Origin of the sequence: Legionella sp. PATHC032 (genome assembly GCF_026191185.1) — a bacterium.
GTDB lineage: Bacteria > Pseudomonadota > Gammaproteobacteria > Legionellales > Legionellaceae > Legionella.
The window spans coordinates 1,709,747-1,725,696 of record NZ_JAPHOV010000001.1 but is presented as its reverse complement, the minus strand read 5'-3'; the positions used below and the strand labels follow the sequence as shown (position 1 = coordinate 1,725,696).

Sequence of the window (15,950 nt, the reverse complement as noted above, 5' to 3'; positions counted from 1 at the left end):
TTAATTTATAATTATTAGTCTATCCTTTGCCAATTCTAATGCATTTAAATATTAATTTGAATATAATTTAACCTTTATATCATCCCTGCTGTGGGCAATGAGAAAAGCAATAAAATATCTTAGCATAATCCTGGTCGCGCTATTTGTCAGTGGGTTTTTATTATTATTTTTTTCTCCCAAACCTTCTTTATTGGAAGAATTCAATTTTTCTAAAGCGGTTTATGATGAAAATCAACAATTATTACGATTAATTTTAAGTGAAGATGACAAATACAGGCTGTATATTCCGTTATCTCAAATACCTAAGGAGTTAATTGAAGCCACCCTTTTACAGGAAGATCAGTATTTTCGCTGGCATAAAGGAGTGAACCCTTTTTCCATGATGAAAGCCATTTGGCAAACTTATGTGGTCAAGTCTCGCAGAATTGGCGCTTCAACAATCACAATGCAGGTGGCGCGAATTCGTTTTGGAATTAACTCCAAGACAATTTCCGGAAAATTATGGCAAATTATTAGAGCATTACAAATAGAGCGTCATTATGATAAGGATAAAATTCTTGAGGCTTATTTCAATTTGGCGCCCTATGGTGGGAATATAGAAGGAGCAGGGGCAGCGAGCTTAATTTATTTTAATAAGCCTGTTAGAAAGCTTGGTTTACCAGAGGCATTAACTTTAAGCATTATCCCGCAAAATCCGGTAAAAAGAACATCAAAAAACAGTGAATTAAAGAAAATAAGAAATCGTTTATTTGTCAGATGGTTGAAGCAGCATCCAGAAGATAAGGAGAAACAATCTCTGTTTGGGCTGCCTTTAGTCATGCAAACCAATCAAAACCTACCTTTCCTTGCTCCTCATTTTGTAAACATGGTATTGAAAGAAAATCCTGGTTTATCACAAAGTATTTCAACAACTTTGGATTACAGGCTTCAATTAGTTGTGGAGCGAATTACAAGACAGTATTTGGCAAGAAAAAAAATGTTTGGTGTTCACAACGCGGCGGTATTACTTGTCGATAGTCGTACTATGAGTATTAAGGCGTTGATGGGGTCTGCTGATTTTTTTAATAACAACATAGGTGGGCAGATCAATGGTGTAGAAACCAAAAGATCACCTGGTTCTACATTAAAGCCATTTATTTATGGATTGGCACTCGATCAAGGTTTAATTCACCCCAATACGGTTTTAAAGGATGTACCACAGAGTTTTAATGGTTATAATCCGGAAAACTTTGATTATGATTTTATGGGGCCCATCAAAGCAAAAGATGCTTTGGTACTTAGTCGTAACATTCCGGCCATCGAGCTTTCCAATCAATTAACTAATCCAACATTACATAAGTTACTGGAACAGGCGCATGTAACTCAGTTGCGATCGGAATCCTATTATGGTTTGTCTCTTAATTTAGGTGGTGTTGAACTCACTATGAAAGAATTGGTTGGCTTATATGCTATGCTGATTAATGATGGAGTTTGGTATCCAGTCAATTCATTAAAAGCAGCGCTCAGAAAAGAAGGTCATCGCTTGCTTAGCGCCGAGGCAAGTTTTTTAATTTTTGATATGTTAAAAAACACTCCAGGGAAAGAGTCGAATAATAATAGCAGTTTACAATTACCAATTGCCTGGAAAACAGGCACTTCCTCGGGATACAGGGATGCCTGGACAGTTGGAATTTTGGGCCCTTATGTATTGGCGGTTTGGATAGGTAATTTTGATAATCAGGCAAATCCGGCTTTTATAGGTAAAGAAATTGCTGCGCCTTTATTTTTTGAATTGATTGATGCAATAAAACATGAAAGAGGACCAATAGCTCGAGTTGAAAAATACCCTGAACACATGCATTTGGAAAAAATAGAAGTATGCAAAGCCTCAGGTATGCTTCCTGGTCGATATTGTACGGATACAGAATGGACCTGGTTTATTCCAGGTAAATCACCCATTAAAACGGATACCATTTTTAGAGAGGTGGCAGTTAACGGTAAAACAGGACTTCGTACTTGTCACATTGATGAAAACACTCGTTTTGAAGTATATGAGTTTTGGCCTTCTGATTTATTAAGAATATTCAGGAAGGCAGGGATTCAACGTCATACCCCGCCATTTTTTGAGCCGGATTGTGCTTTGTCGGGCAATGGTGGTATCAGCCCTCAAATTACCTCGCCCCAAGCTGGGGTAAGTTATATTGTCCATGCTAATACCCAATCAAACAAGATAATCCCATTAACTGCAGTTACAGATGCTGGAATTGCACATTTATACTGGTTTATCAATGAAAGTTTTGTAGCTAAAACAAAATCAGAGCAACCTTATCTCTGGCAAGCAAAGCCTGGTAAATATGTGGTAAGGGTGGTAGATGACCGGGGTTTATCTGATGCGCGGGATATTATTATTCAGATGGTTAGTTGAATTATATTTGACTATCTATAGCTATAGGCTATCCCTTGTTCCAATCGGAGCAAGGGATTTAAAATTAAACTGAAATTGAGTTTCTTGGCTGTTCCTCTTCATTCTCTTCTTCAGATTCAGCATCAACATCAGCGTCAGACTTGTCTTCTGATGCAACTTTAGGCTCAACATAAGGATCCTTGGAAAACTCGCTGGGAGCCCAGCCAACCAAAAGAGTTCCACGGTACAGTAATTGTAATAAAAATATTGCCTTGCATAGATCAGCATCCGTATATTCTTCACACTCTGTTCCAGTAAAAAGTAAAGCAATACCAAGGCCCATTTGTGTTGCAGCTAGGCTACCTTGCAAAAAATGAATCAGTTTTTCAGAAACATGAGTATCAAATCTGAACAGGGAATAAATTGAGATTAAAGTTTGAGCAAGTTTTGTGGGAATTGATGCTGCCGGATCAAATGTTTCAAGTGTTGTGCCCAATACTTCGGACGCGGCACTAGTGCGCTGCGCGTTACGATGTCCCGTTGAAGAGGAATAAGGGGCTCGCATTGAAATGGCAGATAAACATTTTCGAAAAGACTCAAACATAATCATATCCTTATAATAATTTAATACGTGATAGCATTTGAATAAATGCGGACATTAGCAGACAAGTTATTTGGATTCCAGTTTTTTTTGATGAATGTAGCCTCAATTTACATTAAAAAATGTCCAGATGATTTGAGATTTCAACATGGGTTTTAAGATTTTTAAATTAATTTTTAGCCAAGCCAGGATTTCTAAAACGCCTGATAATTTTGGGGCGTTCAATAAATACAAGCTTACTGACATAAATAGTAGCTAGAAATTGAATACACCCCATGATGATAAACAAAACATCAAATGATGCATTCGCAAGAATTAGACCACCACATAACAAGGCGATACCAGTGTAAATGCTTGATAAGCCATTTGCCAAACCCCAGGTGAGTCCTTCATGTGTTTTATCTTCATAGCGGGCATACAGAGCATACCAGGTTGTAGTAGAGAGTCCACCTGATATTCCAAGGCCAATTTGTAATAAAGCCAGTTGTTTTTTGCTTGTTATGAAGATGTAACAAAAGGTCAATATGGTTTGGAGAGCGTACCCGGCAACCAGTAATTTTTCCTTATGAATAAAATCAGAAATATAACCCAAGCCAATCACCACAATTCCAACTGAAATTAAATACAAGGACCATACCCATGATATGTCTAAGGGAGACGAGTTGAATCTTTGGCAAAAAATACCAAAGAGAGGGCCCAACATTCCTTCTGACAAGTACCACAAATTATTTGCAAATAATAATGTACGTTCTTTTTTACCAAACATTAGTTTAACTTCAAGTTAAGTCAATCTTGTCTAACATACAAGTTTAAAAGAGATTTTCATATAGATTTTAGAAATTTAATTTTAGTTTTGATATTACAATCCGTCACTCATGGTAAGATAATAGGGATCAGTTTTTTATAAATCAATTTTAAAGAGCGCATGACTACAGTTACATTAAAACCCCAACGTCTTTTATCTCTTGATGTATTTCGTGGGATGACTATTGTATTGATGATTTTGGTTAATGGTCAGGCAGCTATCGACCCTTACCCGATTCTAGAGCATGCGGATTGGGATGGTTGCTCTTTGGCAGATTTGGTTTTCCCATTTTTCTTGTTTATCGTCGGTTTAACCAGCGTAATTAGCCTGAAAAACCAAAGGGAACAAAAATCCAATTTCTCATTATATTCTGCCATCATAGAGAGAAGTATTATTTTATTTCTTTTAGGATTGTTTTTGAATGTTTTTCCCTATCCTGTTGAATTTGATAGTATAAGAATATATGGCATTCTACAGCGAATTGCTGTTTGCTATTTAATTTCCACTTTTATTTATCTAAATACCTCAATTAGAACTCAATTTTTTATTTTTCTTGTTCTTTTATTAGGATATTGGATTATTATGACTCAGGTACCTGTCCCAAGATATGGAGCAAATCAATTAACCAAAGACGGAAGTTGGGTTTCATACTTTGACCAGTTATTTTTTTCAGCCTCCCATTTATATGAAAAAACGTATGATCCTGAGGGTTTTTTAAGCACTTTTACATCAATAGCTACTACTTTATCAGGCGTGCTGGCTGGTAGTTTACTAATCAATCCATACAGTCAACTGAAGAAATTTTATCTATTGGGAGCAGCTGGTTTGCTATTTTTGTTATTGGGTTGGTTGTGGAATATGAGTTTTCCTATCAATAAAAATTTATGGACCAGTTCCTATGTACTCTGGAGCAGTGGTCTGGCTCTGCTCATCTTTGCTTTGTGTTATTTGCTGATTGATGGATTAGATATTAAAAAATGGTCGGTTTTTTTTAAAATATTTGGCATGAATGCATTATTTGCTTTTGTATTCCATGTCATTCTTTTAAAACTACAATATGCTTTTAAAATAACAACACCTGATGGCTCTAAAATGGCATTGATATCCTATCTTAAAGATTATTTTTTTGGAGGATTCAGTAATCACAATGCGGCATTGCTGTATTCTATCTGTTTTCTTTTCCTGAATTTTCTAGTTGTTTTGATTTTATATAAACGTAATGTATTTATTCGAATATAAAGAGGTAGGTTGGGCCTCGCAGATTGCTCAGCACCAACTGTGTACATCGCCAGTGAGAAATTATAATTGAGTGTAATGTATGTTGTCCCTAATGGAGATGGACACTATAACTCGGTAAAGAAGAAAGTTCATTTTTATTCTCTTCGTGCCGACTCTTTGGGGAAATAAAAAATAATGGAGCACTTTTGCTAGTCGGATCCGTATTCAAAGTATTTGGGGCTTTTTCTTCTTTAGGATTGTCACTTGAAAACTCATTATTATTTTTCCCAAGAATTGCCTCAAGAATATTCTGATTTCGAAAATTGAAATCAATGTATTGTAGTGTTTTGTTAGAGTTCAGAGCATGTTGCAGCATAAGGTACTGTGCCAAAGTAATATCCTGGTTAAATTTTAGTTCTTTTAATTGACATCCAGGATCTTGCAATAAATCACATAGACTGTGAATTATTTCGTTAGAAGGTGTATATCGACAGGTGTTTGAAATGGATAGAGATCTTATATTTTTATTATTTTTTACCAGATCGATGATGGCTTGTAGCCCCTCACTTTCAATATAGTTATCATCCAGCACCAATGTTGCAATATGAGTATTGAAAGTTAACGATTTGGCAATTTTTATCGCGTCGTCGCCCATATAAGCATTCCTGGACAAATCCAGTTTTTTTAAATGGGGATTATTCACTAATAATTTGCATAAACCGTCCACATTAAGCCGGCTTAGATTATTGTCAATAAGTATAAGACTGTTCAGGCTGGGGCATGCACTGAGCCAGTTAAGAACATCTGGTGAATTGATTTGTCCAAGATTGGTTTTACCAAGAATCAAGGTATTCAGTGAAGTGTTGGATTTCATAATAGCACCCAGCAGCTTAAAATCATGTTCTTCGAATTGCATGTCATCAATCGCCAACATTTTTAAGACTGATGTTTGAGCTAAATATTTCAATATACTTCTGCCTGAATTAAAACCACGAAGGATTAGAAATTCGAGAGATTGATTTGGTTCTTTCGACTTAAATAGGGGTATTTGCGCCTCTTTGGTCACTGATAAGCCTAAATTTAAATAACTAAGCGGAATTTTATTGATAGATCTAGTTAGCAGGTTGATATGTTTATTGTCAAGAGGAGTTTCCATCGCTAAAAAGTCTATAGTTAACTTGTCTAGAGCTGGTTTGTTTTTTAGCATGTTAACCAATGCCTCATGGACAGGCGTTGCTATTTTTTTTAACCGATGATCATCTATAAAATCTAACCAACCAATTGGCAAGTTGTGTTTAAAGTAAAAATCGAAATTGAGAGTCGCCTCAAATGTCAGTTTTTGTAGCAGTGAATTTTTAGCAATGACCTGGCTTAAATCCTCTAGCGCTTTTGAATTTTCTTTGGTGATGGTCATTGACAAATCAAGTTCAGTAACTGGCGTGATTTTTAGATATTCAGCTAAAAATAATATGTCTTCGTAAGAGAGAGGGGCTGATAGATCCAAATCTTTGACGCTGAATGCCCCATTCTTTGTCGCATTGATACATTTGGCGAGTGATAAAGTTAACATAATTACTCCTCAAGTCCTTTTGAAAGAAAATAATGATGAACTCATCTATCTTCTACTTCGGGTACTTGAAAGTAAAGAGTTACCTGCAAATTTATCTGATTCAGTATTTACGAAAAATCTAATCTCTTCATTAAAAAAATATCTTTCCTTAATCCATGTTGTCTCTTGCTTCCAATAAATCTCTTAATGGTTTGGGAAGTATGGATCGGAGTTCTTTGGTTAGTTTGGCTTCATTTCTTTGCCAGATTATCCCCAAATAAATGATGCCAAAGCCTATAGCAGTCAAAGCGACAGGGAAAAGCATACTGAATTTAAACACCTGGAATGCCAGATGCCCTAAGTAATAAGAACATCCTAATGCACCAAAAATAACAAATACCTTCCTGTTTAAAATGACTCCTATCAGAATCATGAACAGGTTAATGCACATATAGATAAATTTGGATATTTCACTGTCAGAGGATTGGCAACTTAAACCGAACCAAAAAGCCATTACACCGAATATATACAGCCAGAAAGAATAGTCTGCTGATTGACTGGATCGAACATCCACCCAAAAGGCAATCAATACGGTAATTAAGCCAAAGTACATCGAAACCATTGCCCTTAGCTCAAAATCAAATTGACCGTTCCCTATCATGGCTGCTATATCCATGGACATATACCAAAGTGTGACTGCAATTGGCATAATCATAAAAGGGTACCGATATATCCAGGCCAAGATAATGCCAACCATCAATGTACCCAACTCCATGAAGATCCAATGCCATTTGATATAAACATGATAGTCATGATAAACAGTGTCATCTGGCCACCAGCCTATTCCTTTTTGTAAGCCATAGATTGCCAAAGGAGTAAGGCAAATGACAAAAGTAGCGCAAATGCCGGCAGGAATGATATATCCTTTCTTACTGAATTGACTGCAAAGACTTAGTCCGAGTATGGCATAACAAACTGACAAATAGAAAATACCCCAACCTCCAAACAGTTCCCATCCAAGATTCATAAACAAAGTCATTGCGCCAATCGCTATAAGTCCTCCAAAATAATAAAGGACATTGGTTAAGTTAAACCCTGGAGTTTGTTCGGGGAGGTTTTTTATGAATTCAATGAGGTTATTGGCCTGTTCCTCTGTAATTATTTTGGCCTGAACAGCCTGAGCAATCATATTCCTTGTCAATTTCATCATCATCTCCGATGAGTACTGAATTTCTGCTAAATTTCACCTGATTTTACAATAACTAATGATTAATATCTCAATTATAGCTGAGAGTATGAAACTTGTGTTTGAGTTTGCAAATCAGGATTGGTTGTTACTTTTCATGTAAGGACTTTAGATTTTGACCAAAGGGGAATTAAAGTCATTACGATCAGAAAAACTCCTCCAAACAGTGCATAAATTATTTTGGAGCTAATGGCGAGCGATGGTGGTGGGGTTAGGCTTACAATCAAGGCAACACCAGTACCTGCCAATCCGAGGTAAGCAGAAATGATTATATTTAACTTACTCATAACGAATTTTGAGGACACTATTTTGATAGCGCTGATAAAGAGCAAGAGATACATTAATAAATTGATTTGTGTGGCTGCATTCAACATGATCCAATAAGATGCATTGATTGATGGTACGATAAGAAATAAAGCGCTGATAATGGATACACAGATGGCTTGTGAGACTAATAGCCTGACAGGTGCGTTATTTTTGTTCACTTGATTGAGTTGTTTATTTAAAAATCCTTCCTTTATTGCAAATTCCAGTCCTTTTATAGGGGCAATGAGCCAGTTATTGGCAGCACCTATACAGCCTATTGCAATTAACCCATTAATAATGAAAGCAAAATATCCATAGCCTATTTTATTAAAAAATAATTGTATGAGCTGGGGAATGCTGCTGATAAAACTTAATTGCTTGGGGGGAATGATCATAGCCAATACGATCGAACCAAATAACATTGTCAGAAAGATGATAATAACTGAAATTGCAATGGCTTTAGGGAATGCGCCTTGCTCACTTTCCCCTGCATGTACTGCCGCTAGTTCAATACCGCAAAATGACAGGATAATTGCAGTCAGTGAAGTCCAGGAATACGATTCGGCTTGCGGCAGAATGGTGGTATCTGGTTTGATTTGGGTAATCCACCAGTATAATCCCATTAACAGGATAATAATAAAAGGTAGAATTAATCCCGTTATGGAGCAATAGGAGTTAAAACGACTTGAGAGATGAATTCCTTTTAAATTTATCCAGGTTAAACTCCAAATCAAAAAAATAATAATTAAAAACAGTAAACTTTTGTTTTGAATTAAATCAGGTGAGATGGTGTAGAGCAGAGTACCAGCAATAAAACTCAATAAGGTAGGATAAATTAAAACATTTTGAATACACTGAAACCAAATGGCTATGAAGGCCCAATGATTTCCTAATCCTTGTTTTACCCACCCATACACACCTTGTTCTGATTGCCTGGAGAACCAAACAGCAACAATAGCGCAAGGAAGAAGAAAGAAGAGCAAGGCTAATGCAAAGTAATGAGTCAGCTGGTTCCCGGCTAAAGCGGCTGCTGGCAGGTTTCTAATACTATCAACCGAGCAAACAGTGATTAAGGTAAGGCTTAAAACAGACAAGCGTCTTTTCATTAAAATCTCAAAGACAAGCAGCTTAAACCACCATCTATCTTTCTAAATTCACTCACATCCAATTCAATAATTGTAAATCCCAATTCAGACAAACGATGGGTTATTTTCGGATAACCCATGGGTAATAACACAGTCTCATTAATCATAATACAATTCGCCGCATAGGATTCTTCAGAACTCACTACTATTTGTTTTAAATGATTAAACGCTTGATGATTAATTAATTCTCCGCTAACCAATACATAGTCATTATTCAGGTAACTCACTCCTGTTTTAAGATGTAGAAATTTTTTTAGCTGAATCACAGAAGCGGTGTAGCTATGCTGATTAAGCAAATAAATTAACTGCTCGGCTCCTTCTTTATTAGTTCGCTCCGAGAGGCCAATAAAAAAATGATTGTCTATTCTAAGTACATCCCCAGCTTCCAGTCTGCCTGGAGGATTTATTCTAAAGATCCTGTTTTTAAAAAATGCTTGAATACTTGATTCAATTTCCTGAACTTCATCTCGCCTGGACTCTGCTCCAGGGTTTGTCAAGACAGCAAATTGTTCAGTTAATAATGCCACGTCCTCTACAAAACAGGCGTCAGGGAATTGTTCAAGGGCTGGAAGTACAGTCACTTCAAGGCCACATTTTGATAGTGCATTGGTGTAGCTTTGGTGCTGTATTAATGCAAGCTCATAATTGGGTTTCCCCAATTCGGTTGATGTAGTTAGACCATTGATCATTGTAGAAGATGGAGTCCTTACTATGGCATTTTTAAACATTCATCATGTCCTTAAATAAGTGATTTGATAAACATACAGCCAGAGATTAAACAATGAGCCTTCAAAATGCAATGATTGTTAATTTGATTCAATTGATTTGCGATAAGGATATATAGATTTCATTTAAAAAGATAAGTATTCTTGTATCATTTGATACGGATTGTTTCTATCATGACCCTTAACCAGTGTGATATTGTCTTGTTGACACAGAAGGATTTTATAGACCCGACTGATATTACTCTCTATATTCAAAATGTGCTCACCGAAGATCGACTCTTAACTGAAGCTCTGGAGCAAAAAGGATTAAAGGTTAAACGAACTCATTGGGACAATCGAGAATATAATTGGTCGGAGACTCGATATGCTTTATTTCGCGCCACTTGGGATTATTTTCATCGGTATAACGAGTTTCATCACTGGCTTAATAATTGCTCAAAAAGCATTCAGTTTATAAATCCGATTTCTATTATTCAATGGAATATTGATAAACATTATTTGAGTGATATACAGCAAAAAGGAATTAATATTCCTCCTACTTTATTTTTAAAAAAAGGGAAGTTAAGTATCTTAAGCCAGTTAATGAAGGAATCAGGATGGAAGAAAGCCATATTAAAGCCTGCAATCGCAGGTGGTGCACGCCATACTTATTTGTTTGATCAGGATTCTGCAGACCAATATCAAAATATATTTGAATCATTGATTAGCAATGAATCAATGTTATTGCAGGAGTTTCAAGAGCAGATTGTAAGTAAAGGAGAAGTATCTTTTATGGTATTTGGTGGCAAGTATAGCCATTCCATATTAAAAAAAGCAAAGTCAGGTGACTTTAGAGTACAGGATGATTTCGGTGGAACTGTGCATCCTTATGAGGCATCTCAAGAAGAAAAGGAATTTGTTGAGAATGTCATAGCTCAATGTGATGAGTTACCCGTGTATGCACGTGTTGATGTCATGTGGGATAACAACAATAAATTGTGTTTGAGTGAGTTAGAAATGATAGAACCTGAACTTTGGTTCAGGGAAAGCAGTCAAGCCGCCTCTGCTATGGCTGATGCAGTATGCGATCACATATCAGGCGTCAGCGAACATCGGTAAACGCTGAAAGACACAACAATAGTCAAAGACAGGGAAAAAATATGAAAACACGGATAGTTTCATTTTTAGTTGTTTCTATGGCAAATGTTAATCTGCAAGCCGCTTCAGAAAATCTTATTTGGGAAGCGAGTGATAACAATTTAAAAAAATACAATGTTAGTATCTTGCATGATAAAAAAGGATTTATATCAATTACTCAGAAAATGACGTCTTTAAATTATCAGTTGAGCCCTGTTGATCATGAAGGGAATCATGATTCTAATGATATTCGCTATCAAATTTATTATAGAAATATTCCTGTTTGGGGCCATGAACTGATCCTCCATAAGGCGAGCAAGTCAAAAGCTTTTCTGACTGGTGTTGATGTGTCTGAAATTGAAAAAGAAATTCATCAGACTGATGGGAAGTTCAGTGCCAGTGATATTGAAAGCCAGATAATAAAGCATAATAACAATTCGATCATTTACAAAGATATTAAAAAAATCATTTACTTGGATTCACATAAAAAAGCACATCTTGCCTACCATTTGTCGATGTACACGAATGATCCATTGCATTTTGTCTCTGCTCCCAATTATATTGTCGATGCCAATTCTGGTTTGATATTGAAAGGTTGGGATGATTTAACCCATAAGAAAATTGGCCAGGGCTTGGGTGGAAATGTATTCATCCTTCCCTATCGATCAGGCTTGTTTCAGCATGGCGATTCAATGAAGGACATTCCTTCTCTTGGCAAATTTGAGGTAACAGTCAAAGGAAAAAATTGTGTTGTGGAAAGCCCTGAGGTAAGGGTTATTAATGCTGCGCACACTGATTTGGACAAAAGATCCTTCCCGGTTCTAAGCATTGTGGAAATCTATAAAAATATACCGGCTTTTTCCTATCCCTGCAGTAAAGAATCACAATATATCAATATTAATGATGGAGACACATCACCTGCAAATTACAGTTTTTCTGCAGTCAATGATGCTATGTATTTTGCCGGGGTAACACTGGAAATGTATAAAGAGTATTATGGAGTGGAAAAACCTTTAGGTGACGATTTGCCTTTGCGAGCCTATACTCATATTAAAAATTTTGATAATGCCTTTGCGGTGCCTTCTATTAAAATAAAAGGATTGTATTTAATGCATCAACAAATTGTGATTGGCGATGGTGATACTCAATTAACAGCACCAGCGCAGAGCACTTTATCTCATGAGTTGTCTCATAATTTTACCAGATTGCATTCCAACCTGGTCTATAATGGGCAATCCGGTGGGATCAATGAAGCGTTCTCAGATATGGCATCTATTGCTATGCAGGATTACTTACGTAAAGATTTTCCATGGTATTGGGATGGTGACGATTGGTCCATAGGGCGTGAGGCAACTATCAGTGGTGAGCCAATTCGTTACATGGATTACCCAACGAAAGATGGCCATTCCATTGACCATTTTGATGATTATCATGATGATTTGGATGTTCATCTGACCAGTGGGATCTTTAACAAGGCTTTTTATCTTTTAGCTCATGAACCCAATTGGTCAGTGAAAAAAGCATTTCAAGTGATGGTGGACGCCAATATAAAATATTGGACATCAGGGACTTCATTTGAAGCAGCCGCTTGTGGGGTTATTCAAGCGGCAATTGATAGACAATATAATAAGCAGGATGTCATTAATGCTTTTAAAGAGGTTGGAGTGGTTTGTCCTGTTATAGGTCTCGTAAATTAAATACAGCAATTTACGTGACTTCGATACTGATTGCAGATAAAAAGAGATAATGATATTAATGCAACTTTCCAGTTCACAACGAATTCTTTTTTAATTTTAGGCAGTAAAAAATTCCTATTTTAAGGGGGCTGGATTATTTTTCAATAAGTTGTCTTTTATATGGATCTGAATTCGCATTAAAGGAGTCAATGATGGATGAAGTAAAGAGAATACATGCCAGACAGAAAATCGTATCTGCCAAAGACCTTGAAAAGAGATATTTCATAAAAGAGGCAATTACCGAGTATCTCAAGGCAATTGATCTATTTTTACAAATTTCCAATAAAATTCCTGAGGATATTAATGCAATAGTTAATGTACATTATGATCTGGCGACCCTGTATTTTAATAGAAGAGATTATTTAAGCGCTGGTAGACATTATGAAGCAGCAATAAATCACCTCATCGAAACTCTGTTAAATGATGACTCTTATCGACTTCTAACTGAGTTATATATTGATTTATCTGACGCGTGCTATGAGCTGATGAATCAAGCTGCTGGGGATGAGGCAATGGCTAATGCACTAAAAGCATTTGGATTGATTCAAAATAAAACATTTGAAGAACAACAAATTGGGGATCCAGTTGCTAATTTTAAACAATTTCATGTTTTTTATGAAAAAAAATTATCAACAAAGTCTTATTTAAACTCTGCTAAATTTATGAATCATGAATATCTGCTTGGCGAGGGGCAAGTTGCAAGACAACAAGAGCAAGCGTTTTTTGAGCAGTTTGAAAATGTATCCATTAGTGAAATACAACAAATTGATCGTAGTTTGGAAAATATGTTATCGCAATTGTCTTTGTCAGCAGATCCCTCAACTTCTAAACCAGTCTCCGGGGCTGAGCAAGTCGCTTTTAATCCGGTTTTTGTAAATGTAACACCTAGTGATAGCGCTTATCGTGGCATGGCAATGCAAGTTCTAAATTTAGCCAAATCTTATATACAAAATCAAAAATTTTCAGATGCAATAGCTACCTATCAACAAGCCATTAAAATTCTGAATACAATCAAATCACCCAAAGCAAGTGATCTGCAAATTGTTCAGGAGCTAACGCAACATATAAGATACTTACAAAATAAACCCAGCTCTGCGCAAGTTCAATTCTCTCCCTTATATGAAGCTCAAACACCTGTAGCTGTCACTGCTTCAGGGATGGGGTTTTTTAATTATAGACCACAAGAATCTTTTCAGGTATCGGCTCCGTTTCATACTTCTAATGAAATAGATGAGGAGTACGATGATGGAAATATGCGTCCATAATTACAGTGGCTATAATTATTCTTGCGTTCAAACGACAGATAGGCGGGATTTTAGAGTCCTTGCCTTTTCCCACTATTTTGCAAAAAATACCAAATTAACTTTAACTGATAATTTACTAATGGACAACGATACCTTTAGAAACCGCTGTATCTCGAATATAATTAATTTTTGCAACTTGTGATTGCAATGCAACAAGAATTTACGTGACATATTGTGTCGCAGTATTGTTGCACGAATTAACAACTTATTGTTATTCAAATTGGAACATTGGCTACGCGTGTCCTCTTCCCACCCAAAAATGTCTGTTTAATCAGTAAAATCTATTATTGGGGTAAAGTATTATTTTATCTTCAATAATTTACACTTTGATATTTTTCTTGCAACCTGGCCGTGATAACATCATGCACGAACAGGATTTTCATTAGGGACAGATAGTTATATGAACAAAGGAATGAATGCATTTGTATTCCTGATTGCGGTAATTGCCGGATTTGGTGGATTTTTATTCGGATTTGATTCCAGCGTCATTGCTGATGTGAAAGATCAGGTCATCGCTCAGTTGGGACTAACAGATTGGCAATGGGCACAAGTTGTCAGTAGCAGTTTACTGGGATGCATACTGGGAATACCTATAAGTGGTCTTGTCGCAGATAAATTAAGCAGGCGATCTTTATTAAAAATAGTCGCTTTGGGCTTTATTCTAGGGAGCTGTTTGTGTGCTTTGGCTCCTGGGTTAGTTTCCATATTAATTGGCCGATTTATCATTGGTATTTGTATAGGTATTGCGTCTTACATTGCTCCTTTATTTATTGCTGAAATCGCGCCACCCTATCAAAGAGGAACTTTAGTATTGATTAATGGATTAACAATTACGTTTGGCCAGGCTGTCGCCTATTTGATTGGTTATCTTCTTCATGACTATTCATTAATGAGTTGGAGATATTTATTTTGGATAGGGAGCCTGCCTGCACTCGTCTTATTTGCAGGAATGTATTTTGTCCCTCATTCACCCCGCTGGATAATGATGAAATACGGAGCTGATGCTACTTTAAAGGCCTTAAAACAAATTAGACCAGCCGGGTATAATGTTCAGCAGGAATTGGCTGAAATAAGTAGTAACATAGACAATACTGCGCTAGGTTATACCCGGATATTTAAGAAACCGATTATTTTTGTTCTATTGGTGGGTGTTGGTTTAGGCCTGTTCCAGCAATTTTCCGGAATCAATGCCTTGATGTATTATGGACCGGTTATATTTGAGTCGTTTGGTTTTTTCCCAGTAAAAAATGCAATTCTCGCCACCTTTTTTTTGGGTCTGGTCAACTTTATCTTTACAGTAGTCACTCTTTTTTATGTTGATAAATTAGGCAGAAGATTTTTGTTAATCAGTGGTACTTTGATCGCATCAATTAGCTTATATTTTGTTAGCTTCCTAGCCAGCAATTCTATACTTATCAATAAATTCTCGATTTTAGGCGGATTATCATTTTATGTAATGGGATATTGTATTAGCCTGGGCTCTCTGTTCTGGGTGTTAATATCTGAAATATATCCTTTATCGGTGCGTGGTTTGGCAATGAGTATTGCTACAGTGTTTCAATGGGGCGCTAATTTTGTAGTATCACTTTCGTTTCTTCCCATTTATCAATTATCGGGTCAAGTATTTACCTTTGCCATGTTTGCCAGCTTTTGCCTGCTGGCATGCTGGTTTATTTATTACTTTGTCCCGGAAACCACATCAGTGTCTTTGGAAAAACTGGAAGAAAATTTAAACGCTGGAAATAAAGTAAGAGATATAGGTCAGCCAGTATCGAAAAATATAAAAACAAGAAAATTTGATTTAATTATGGACTAA

The 15,950-nt window shown here is 36.3% G+C and carries 12 protein-coding genes; 6 read left to right on the top strand and 6 right to left on the bottom strand.

Translation table 11 applies throughout. The features are described from left to right. Positions 1 to 97 precede the first annotated feature (97 nt). Complete coding sequence (pbpC, locus tag OQJ02_RS07840) at positions 98 to 2,404, top strand: penicillin-binding protein 1C (protein ID WP_265718654.1); 2,307 nt, start codon at positions 98 to 100, stop codon at positions 2,402 to 2,404. A 64-nt stretch (positions 2,405 to 2,468) separates the two neighbouring features. On the opposite strand, the gene OQJ02_RS07835 is transcribed toward pbpC, so the two are convergent. Both OQJ02_RS07835 and OQJ02_RS07830 read right to left on the bottom strand, forming a co-directional pair. Then, positions 2,469 to 2,987 carry a hypothetical protein gene (locus OQJ02_RS07835; protein ID WP_265718653.1) on the bottom strand — a complete coding sequence of 173 codons (519 nt, stop codon included), beginning with the start codon at positions 2,985 to 2,987 and terminating at the stop codon, positions 2,469 to 2,471. Positions 2,988 to 3,153: 166 nt separating this feature from the next. Then, complete coding sequence (locus tag OQJ02_RS07830) at positions 3,154 to 3,750, bottom strand: MFS transporter (RefSeq protein WP_265718652.1); 597 nt, start codon at positions 3,748 to 3,750, stop codon at positions 3,154 to 3,156. 159 nt (positions 3,751 to 3,909) lie between these two features. Here OQJ02_RS07830 and OQJ02_RS07825 point away from each other — a divergent pair, with 159 nt between their 5' ends. After that, complete coding sequence (locus OQJ02_RS07825) at positions 3,910 to 5,028, top strand: acyltransferase family protein (protein ID WP_265718651.1); 1,119 nt, start codon at positions 3,910 to 3,912, stop codon at positions 5,026 to 5,028. Positions 5,029 to 5,116: 88 nt separating this feature from the next. Here OQJ02_RS07825 and OQJ02_RS07820 read toward each other — a convergent pair whose 3' ends face one another. The 4 genes from OQJ02_RS07820 to OQJ02_RS07805 all read right to left on the bottom strand — a co-directional run bounded on the left by OQJ02_RS07820 (position 5,117) and on the right by OQJ02_RS07805 (position 9,981). Continuing rightward, on the bottom strand, positions 5,117 to 6,577 hold the full coding sequence (locus OQJ02_RS07820) for a type IV secretion protein Dot (protein ID WP_265718650.1): 1,461 nt from the start codon (positions 6,575 to 6,577) through the stop codon (positions 5,117 to 5,119). Between the two features lie 148 nt (positions 6,578 to 6,725). Next, positions 6,726 to 7,763, bottom strand: a complete 1,038-nt coding sequence (locus tag OQJ02_RS07815; RefSeq protein WP_265718649.1) for a DUF2157 domain-containing protein — start codon at positions 7,761 to 7,763, stop codon at positions 6,726 to 6,728. Positions 7,764 to 7,897: 134 nt separating this feature from the next. Then, a complete protein-coding gene (locus OQJ02_RS07810) occupies positions 7,898 to 9,214 on the bottom strand; it encodes an APC family permease (RefSeq protein ID WP_265718648.1) in 1,317 nt (438 codons plus the stop codon). Then, on the bottom strand, positions 9,214 to 9,981 hold the full coding sequence (locus OQJ02_RS07805; protein ID WP_265718647.1) for a dimethylarginine dimethylaminohydrolase family protein: 768 nt from the start codon (positions 9,979 to 9,981) through the stop codon (positions 9,214 to 9,216). The genes OQJ02_RS07810 and OQJ02_RS07805 overlap by 1 nt, the downstream gene beginning before the upstream one ends. Positions 9,982 to 10,152: 171 nt before the next feature. Here OQJ02_RS07805 and OQJ02_RS07800 point away from each other — a divergent pair, with 171 nt between their 5' ends. The 4 genes from OQJ02_RS07800 (at position 10,153) to OQJ02_RS07785 (ending at position 15,950) form a co-directional block, all read left to right on the top strand. Next, positions 10,153 to 11,076, top strand: coding sequence for an ATP-grasp domain-containing protein (locus tag OQJ02_RS07800; protein WP_265718646.1), 924 nt, complete (start codon positions 10,153 to 10,155; stop codon positions 11,074 to 11,076). Between the two features lie 41 nt (positions 11,077 to 11,117). After that, on the top strand, positions 11,118 to 12,791 hold the full coding sequence (locus tag OQJ02_RS07795; protein ID WP_265718645.1) for a M4 family metallopeptidase: 1,674 nt from the start codon (positions 11,118 to 11,120) through the stop codon (positions 12,789 to 12,791). A gap of 188 nt (positions 12,792 to 12,979) precedes the next feature. Beyond that, on the top strand, positions 12,980 to 14,095 hold the full coding sequence (locus OQJ02_RS07790) for a tetratricopeptide repeat protein (protein WP_265718644.1): 1,116 nt from the start codon (positions 12,980 to 12,982) through the stop codon (positions 14,093 to 14,095). Positions 14,096 to 14,534: 439 nt separating this feature from the next. Further along, positions 14,535 to 15,950, top strand: a complete 1,416-nt coding sequence (locus tag OQJ02_RS07785) for a sugar porter family MFS transporter (protein ID WP_265718643.1) — start codon at positions 14,535 to 14,537, stop codon at positions 15,948 to 15,950.